Annotated in this window: 7 protein-coding genes and 1 pseudogene; 3 read left to right on the forward strand and 5 right to left on the reverse strand. The window is 63.3% G+C overall.

From position 1 onward, the window contains the following. The first annotated feature begins 59 nt into the window (after positions 1–59). The 3 genes from BMI85_RS20640 (at position 60) to BMI85_RS20655 (ending at position 3645) form a co-directional block, all read left to right on the forward strand. Positions 60–962, forward strand: coding sequence for an ABC transporter permease (locus BMI85_RS20640; RefSeq protein WP_158522149.1), 903 nt, complete (start codon positions 60–62; stop codon positions 960–962). 22 nt (positions 963–984) lie between these two features. After that, positions 985–1818: an ABC transporter permease subunit gene (locus BMI85_RS20645; RefSeq protein ID WP_078542418.1), complete on the forward strand. Its 834-nt coding sequence runs from the start codon at positions 985–987 to the stop codon at positions 1816–1818. Positions 1819–2991: 1173 nt separating this feature from the next. Further along, the gene (locus BMI85_RS20655) at positions 2992–3645 is read left to right on the forward strand and encodes a hypothetical protein (RefSeq protein WP_143595234.1); all 654 of its coding nucleotides are present in this window, start codon (positions 2992–2994) and stop codon (positions 3643–3645) included. A 90-nt stretch (positions 3646–3735) separates the two neighbouring features. On the opposite strand, the gene BMI85_RS21740 is transcribed toward BMI85_RS20655, so the two are convergent. From BMI85_RS21740 to BMI85_RS20680, 5 genes and pseudogenes are all read right to left on the reverse strand, one after another. Beyond that, positions 3736–4779 (reverse strand): MFS transporter, encoded by a 1044-nt coding sequence (locus BMI85_RS21740; RefSeq protein ID WP_078602651.1) that lies wholly within the window; start codon positions 4777–4779, stop codon positions 3736–3738. Beyond that, positions 4709–5083: pseudogene (locus tag BMI85_RS21745) on the reverse strand (MFS transporter); the annotation flags it as partial. The gene BMI85_RS21740 and the pseudogene BMI85_RS21745, both read right to left, overlap by 71 nt. A gap of 312 nt (positions 5084–5395) precedes the next feature. Next, positions 5396–6175 (reverse strand): TIM barrel protein, encoded by a 780-nt coding sequence (locus BMI85_RS20670; protein ID WP_078602658.1) that lies wholly within the window; start codon positions 6173–6175, stop codon positions 5396–5398. Between the two features lie 22 nt (positions 6176–6197). Next, positions 6198–7004 (reverse strand): 5-deoxy-glucuronate isomerase, encoded by an 807-nt coding sequence (gene iolB, locus BMI85_RS20675; RefSeq protein WP_078602653.1) that lies wholly within the window; start codon positions 7002–7004, stop codon positions 6198–6200. A 76-nt stretch (positions 7005–7080) separates the two neighbouring features. Next, positions 7081–7716, reverse strand: a 636-nt coding sequence (locus BMI85_RS20680; protein WP_078602654.1) for a TIM barrel protein, incomplete at its 5' end; no start/stop codon positions are given.

Below are 7716 nucleotides of genomic sequence, written 5' to 3' on the forward strand. Positions count from 1 at the left end.
CCAAAGGGCCGAACACCACAGGAAGATAGATGACCATGAACGCCGAATTGGATGCGCCCATGACGCAGACCAGACCGAAGGACAAAGGCCGCAAGCCCGCTATGAGAATCCCCGTCGCAACCGTGGCGCTATGGGTGATCTGCGCGGCCTGGACCGTGCTGGTGATCGTTCCGCTCCTCATCCTGTTCGTCTACAGCTTCTTTTCGACCGAGTATTTCCAGACGATCTACGAGCCGAGCCTCGAGACGTGGAAGGGCCTCTTCGCCTCGGGGCGCTGGGAGGTCACGCTACGCACGCTGCGCATCGCGCTGACCGTGACGCTGATCGAGCTCGCCATCGGCTTCCCCTTCGCGCTCTGGCTCGCCAAGGGAGCGCGCAGCCAGATGGCCCGTGCCGTGTTCCTCGCGCTGCTGACCATTCCGTTCTTCCTCGACCTTTCGTCGCGCACGATCGTCTGGCGCGCGATCCTTGGCCAGAACGGCCTGATCAACACCGTCCTCATGTCGACCGGGATCACGGATGCGCCGCTCGACTGGCTGCTCTACTCGGAATTCTCGGTGCATTTCGGGATGATCCCGGCCCTGTTCCCCCCGATGGTCCTGCCGATCTACATGGCCATCATCCTCATCGACGACACCCTGATCGAAGCCTCCAACGACCTCGGGGCGACCCCGGCACAGACCCTGTGGAAGGTGATCGTGCCCCTCTCCCTGCCCGGCGTCATGGCCGGCTTCGTCTTCACGCTCGGACCCGCGCTGGCTGCTTGGGTCGAGCCGGGAATGCTGGGCGGCGGCTTCGTGAACCTGCTATCGAGCTCGATCGAGAGCGCCTACACCGCCCTGCGCTATCCCGTCGTCGCCGCCCTCTCCGCTTTCGTGATCGGCCTCCTGCTGCTGATCCTCGCGGTGATGGCCCTCATCCTGCGCCACCTCGGCGGCGCGAGACTCGCGCTGCGCCGATGACCACGGGCACAAGGAAAGACCAATGACCGACATGACCGCCACGACAGGCCCCGTTTCGCTCGAAACCAGCTACAACCCGAATTGGAAGCGGCTCGGCAAATGGATGGGCATCGCGATGCTCGCGCTGATCTACTTCCCGCTGCTTTGGCTCGTCCTGCTGTCGATCTCGAGCGACCCGCTCTCCGGCATCCCCGGCGCATTCTCTCTGCGCCACTATCAGGCACTGTTCGCGAGCAGCGACTGGCACATGCCCTTCGTCGCCAGCATCGTGATTGGCCTGATCGTCGGATTGGTCAGCGCAGTCACCGCCACAGTGATCGGGCGTGAAGTACCGCGCATGGCCAGCCCCGGCCCGATGCTCCTCGTTTTCGTCCTGCCGCTCTTCGTGCCCGGGATGTCGATGGGCGCGGCCCTCTTCATCTTCAGCCAGTCCGTGCTCGGTCTAGATCTGGGCTTCTGGTCGATCGCCGTGGGGCACTATGTCTGGGCCCTGCCCTTCGCACTCCTGATCGTGCTCGTCGTGACCCTGCGCTTCGACCATACCCTGATCGAGGCGGGACGCGACCTCGGAGCGAGCGACTGGCGCGTCTTCAAGGATATCGAATTTCCGATCCTCATGCCGGGCATCGTCAGTGCGGGCCTCTTCGGCTTCCTGATGTCCTTCAACGAGGTCATGCGGACGATCTTCCTGCGTGGCACATCGGAAACCATGCCGGTATGGAACTGGGTGCAGGCGGCAGCCCAGCAAAGTCAGGTGCCGATCATCTTCGCCCTGTCCTCCCTCGTTCTGCTGGTGACGCTGCCGCTTCTCAGCGCGATGTTCTGGCTCCTGTTCGTGCGGCTGAACCGGACCTGAGCTTCCAGTCGCCCGCGATTATCTCCCAACTGCGGCGGCGCTGGACGCGGTTCGCAAGCATTGCATCCGCTCTCCCTGACACACCTGTTTCGCGCGCCGGGAGCGTATTAGGGTACTGTGCGCCAAGATAGAGTGTTGGCCACCATTCCCTTTCGGCCTCTGGAAGACCTCAGCCACCTTCTAAGCGGAGCGGTGCAGACTGCCCATCTGAGAGCCATGTCTGCGGCGCAGTATCGCCCAAACCCGTTGATCAAAGGCACGCGGATGACTTGCCGATCTGTGCTTGGCAGGCTTAGCGACGGCGATACCTTGGATGATCTCTGTGAAGAGCATCCCTCGATTCCAAGAGAAGCATTCGAGGGCGCTGCTACCTATGCCCGCACCCACCCCGTGGGGAATCCTCCGAAGGCAGACCTTGACGACGATGAGCCAGAAGTGTGCCCGACAGAGTTACAGGCAAATCTGCTCCTTGTCCGTAATGGCAAATTCGCGAACCGGATTTGGCCTCTTTAACTAACCAACGACCCGTGAGCCAGCGTTTCATGACTGAGAACACAAGTGAAGGCACCTACAATGCTTCGGAGGGAAGGCAGCAGGAGCCTCCTTCAGAAACGTAGCCCAAGCAGTAGGTAGCTGCGACAGGGCGAATTGGCCGGTTTGAGGCCGACAGCATCTCCAGTGAGCTGTGCCTCCGCGGCAATGCTGACCAAGCGATCTTGATTTCAGGCGTTCTCGGAATTGGCGCGAAAAATAATCTCGGAATCGGAGCCGCCGAGTTTCCCAGTTTCAAAAAGTTGCTAAGAATATGGGCTCGTTTTTCTTTCCAAAAAACAGGAAAAAGCTAGGGTCGACTCGGAAAGAATTCGCTTCGTAAGACGCTGAATTAAAACGAAAAGTTACGCGAAATTTGCGCAAACCTATGCGCAAAAGACCCCCGAAGCTTTGCTTGGAGCTCGCCAGAATCTACTACCGAATTCAGCGTACAGCACGCAACATTGCGCGCCGCCCCACAGGCCCTGTGGCCACGCAGAAGTCGAACCGCGCAAATACCCTGTTTCCGGAAAGATCTTTGCAATTTTGTCCAGTTGTCGGCCCTCCTTCACGGAGTTGGATATCGCACAGCTATGTGGGAGGAAGTAGGCATAACAAAAAGCATTGGCCTACGGATTTTTCATGACACGCATTCTCCTTCTCGTTGCGACTTTTTCCGGCCTGCTGGCGGGACCGGCAGCGGCCGAAAAGCAAATCTACAAGGTCACGCTGGGCCACCGATCCCTGGGCATGCTGCAGTTCGAGGGGCAAGGCAGAAATGCGAAACTGTTGCTCTCGCTCGACAACACGCCGTTCGGCTTGGACGACGGAACCTTCGAGGCGGTGACGCAGGCCAAAGGTCATGAGGTCGATTACCTCGGGACGAGCCGGGGCAGCGAAACGCGCGATATCGCGATCGTCCGAGACGCGGACACCGTGACGGCCGTTAAGATTACACCGCGCTCTGAGATGACCGAGATGACGGACGCCGGAAAAGTCCCCGCCGGTGTGATCTTCCCCACGGAATTCTTCGCAAAGCTGGCAAACGGTGAAACCTGCCCTTCGCCAATGGCCATGTATGATGGTCGACGCGTGGTGCAGATGGCAACGACAGCCAAGAAGCAAAACGGCGACACGGTAATCTGCGACATTTCCTATCGCGTTGTCTTGGGGCCCGGATATGTCTGGCCGTTTTACTTCAAGTCGTTCGATGTGCATGCCGCCTATGACGCACGCAAGCTTGCTACATTCAGCATGAGTGGCGGTGGGTTCACGGTGAGGCTGACCCGGCAGTAGTCGCACGCCGCAGCACGTTCAGGGTGCGGCCACTGGATCCTCAGCGAGCGGTCCGACGATGCGGCGGCGACGCCTGACACGGGACTGCGCTCATCGCGCACCGAGGGAACCGCGCTCGCGTGCGAGACCGAGCATCGCAAACACTGCCAGTCCGCTGAACAAGGCGCTCATCACCACGGCGTCGTGCCAGCCCGCGAAGAAGCGCTCGCCATCGCGTCCGGCAATCAGGATCGAGATCAAGGCGATCCCGAGGGCGGAGCCGAGGTAGCGCGCGGTATTATTGGCAGCCGACCCCATCGCCGCGCGCTCGGGCGGGACGGATTGCACCGCCTCATGCCCTAGCGCGGCGTTCAGGATACCGTTCGAGACCCCGGCAATCAGCAGCCCCGGCACGAGGATCGCCCAACTCGCCGCAGGCGTCGCAAGCAGCATAAGGGCCTGTCCGACCCCGCAGCCGACGATCCCGCCGATCACGCGCTGGCGCGAGGTCCAGCGCGCGGGCAAGCGATGCGCGTTGAGCGCGGCGATCGCGGTCAAAGCCGACCATGCGAGGAGAACGAAAGCGGCCGTAAGTGGCGTCTGCCCCATACCGCGCACCAGCACGGTTGGCACCAGAGACATCAGCGCGAGCACGCCCGCGCCCGAGGCGAAAGCCGCGAGTGTTGCGCCGGTGAAGGGCGCATGGGCAAAGAGATCGAGCCGCAGGATCGGGTTCGGAGCCCGGCGTTCGGTGCGCAAAAAGAGAGCCAGAAAGGCCAGCGCGACCAATGCGAGCAAGCCCACCACGCCGAAAGCTCTCAACCGCAACTCGATGAGCGCCGAGAGCAGGCAGCCGAGGCCGAGCATCAGAAGCAGGCCCCCCGTGAGGTCGACCCTATGCGGGCTGCGCGGGCTCTCGGGCAGGCGGGCCGAGGCGCTCAGCGCAAGGATGGTCGCGGCAAGCGCGATCGCCCAATGCCCTGCGGGCCATCCGCCAATCGGCAGCAGCGCCGCGGCGAGGATCGGCCCCAGCGCCACGCCCGCGCCAAGGCCCGCGGCCCAGATCGCGGCGGCGCGGCTCGCCCTCGTAGATCTGGCCCAGAAGCCCGAGGCCGCAGGCCATGATCCCGGCGCTGCCGAGGCCCTGCACGACACGCGCGACGATCAGGAACAGACCGGTCGGCGCGAGTGCAGCGGCAACGGAAGCGAGCGCGGCAAGCCACAGCCCGCCCACGAAGGTCCGCCGCCGCCCCAGCGTATCGCCGAAGGCTCCGGCGATCAGAAGCCCGCAGGCCGCCCCCAATGGCATCCCCGACATGATCCACGCCTGCTGCGCCGGGCCAAGCCCGAGCGCGGCGGTCATCGCCTCGAGCGTGGTCAGCGGCAGGGTGAAAACGACGAGGGACAGGAGTGTCGCAAGCGCCACGATGGCGAGCGGGGCTTTGGAGGTAACGGGCATTTCAGTGTTCCTTGGTCACGCGATGCCGAAGCCAGACGAGACCGCTCTCCAGCGTCTCGGTCTGCCCCAGTTCCAGCGACTTGGTCGGGCCGGTGATCAGCCCCACCTGAGTGGTCGGGTTTGACAGTTAGGGCATGACTGGCCCTGGTCCATCGGGACAAGGGATTCCGGGGCCGGTGGACGTTAGCCCAAAGCACCGTGTGGTCTTTGGTGTCGTCGTGCCACTGGCGCGACGGTCCACTTCAGTGGCGGAACGGAACAGTATGCGGATCGGAAGCGCGACCAGCACACCGCTTTGCATATCGACGGGTCTCAGAGCGTAAAGGCCGCGCGAAACGCCTCGAGTGCCGCCTCCTCATCGCCCTGCGCGAAGGCCTCCATGGCGACCGGACCGCGATAGCCCATCTGCTGCAGCGCTTTCGCCACACCGGCATAGTTGATCTCACCCGTGCCCGGCTCGAAGCGCCCCGGATTGTCGGCCACCTGAACCTCGCCGATCCAGGGCAGGCTCGCCTTGCACCAGCGGATCAGATCCCCTTCGCCGATCTGCGTATGATAGAGGTCGAGATTGATCCGCAGCTGTGGACGATCGACGGTGGAGACCAGCGCCAGCACATCCGCGGTAGAGCCGAAGGGACAGCCCGGATGATCGATCGGGTTGAGGTTCTCGAGCGTGAAGACCACCCCCTCTTCCTCGGCCAGATCGCAAATCCGGTTCAGCGTATCGCAGGCCCGCTGGAAGCTGCCCGGCGCGAAGCTGCCAGAATGCGGGATCGGCAGGCCGCCGTCCCCAAGCCCCGTGCCATGCAGGTTGAGCCGGTCCACGCCGAGCCGCTTGCCAACCGCCGCGGTCTCACGCGCCGAGCGCAGCAGTATCTCCGCCCCCTCTGGGTCACTCAGCCGCCCCTCCAGATAGCCGTTCATGATCGTGTAATTCGCCCCCACCGCCTCGAGCTTATCGAGGTCGTGATCCGGCCAGTTCCACAACCCCACGCCGAAGCCCATCTCGGTCAGCCGCGCTGCGCGCCATTCGATCGGTCGGTCGCGCCAGAGCATCTCGGCGCAGGCCGCCAGTTGAAACGGTTGTTCCATCATCTTCTCCACCGGGATGCCCTCAGGCATCGCGCTCCATGATCCACTGCACGGCCGGATCCGCCTGGAACCGCCAGTTACGACGCGGCCCGGCCATCACGTTGAGGTAATACATTTCGAACCCGTAGGGCGCGCCACAGGGGTGATGCCCGCGCGGGACCAGCACGACGTCGCCATCCGAGACCGCCATCGTCTCGTCGAGCGTGCCGTCCTCGGTATAGACGCGCTGGATGCCGAAGCCCTGCGCGGGATTCAGGCGGTGGTAATAGGTCTCTTCGAGATAGGTGATGCGCGGGAAGTCATCCTCGTCATGGCGGTGGCTGGGATAGCTCGACCAATGGCCCGCAGGCGTGAAGACTTCCGTGACCAGCAGACTGTCGCAGTAATCCTCCCCCTCCATCGCAATATTGTTGATGTAGCGCGTGTTGGTGCCGGTGCCGCGCTCGGTCAGGCTGATCCCGTCGGGCCCGATACGGCGCGCCTCATGCCCGCCTTTACCCGGTGCGAGGCAGACCGCAATCGTGCAATCCGTCTCGGCCACGGCCTCCCAGTCCTGATCGTTGGGCACATAGAGGCAATGCGGAGGCGTCTTCTCGAAGACATCCATCCGCTCGCCCAACACGCCCCAATCCTGCCCGGCGGCCGTTATCTGCGCCTTGCCCTCAACCATCACGAGGATCGCCTCGTTCGAACCGGTGGCCTCCGCCGCACGCTCGCCCGCCCTCAGCCGGTAGAGCGAGAAGCCGACATAGCGCCAGCCCGCCGATTGCGGGGTGATCTCATGCACCTTGCCATGGGTCCCAAAGGGTTTGCGCAACAGATCCGCCATGTCTCTCTCCTTCCAACTGCTCAAAATATCCCGGGGGGCTCCCGTCAGGGAGCGGGGGCAGAGCCCCCTCCCGGTCTCAACCCGCGATCAACCCCACCTCGGCAGCCGCGCCTTTCAACGTCTTCAGCCCCAAGGACTGATACTCAAACGGGTTGCGCTGGTCGGGATCCTGCTCGGCCTCGATCACGATCCAGCCGTCATAGCCCGCCTCTTTCAGAATCCGCAGGAGCGGTCCGAACTCCACGCCGCCCTCGGGATCACCCGGCACGGTGAAGACACCTGCGCGCACCCCGTCCATGAAACTCATGCCGGTGTCGCGGACCTGCCGCATCACCTCGGGGCGAACGTTCTTGGCGTGAAAATGGCGCACGCGGTCGACATATTTGCGCAGCATCGGCGCGGGATCGACCCCGTCGCCGCCGAAATAGCAATGCCCCGCATCGAACAGCAGCTTCGTCGCAGGCCCGGTCGCCGCCATGAACGCGTCGATCTCGACAGGCGTCTCGACGACAGTGCCCATGTGGTGGTGATAGACCAGATCGACGCCCTGCCCGGCGGTGAACGCCGCCAGTTCCTCGATCTTCGCCCCGAACGCCACCATCTCGACCGCGCTCAGAACAGCCTTCTCGCTCAGTGGCACGTCCTGCCCCTGCACCGAATTCGACGTCTCGCAGGCAATACAGACCTTGCAGCCATTATGCTTGAGCTTGTC

The organism is Thioclava sp. DLFJ4-1, from assembly GCF_002020145.1.
Classification (GTDB): Bacteria; Pseudomonadota; Alphaproteobacteria; order Rhodobacterales; family Rhodobacteraceae; genus Thioclava; species Thioclava sediminum.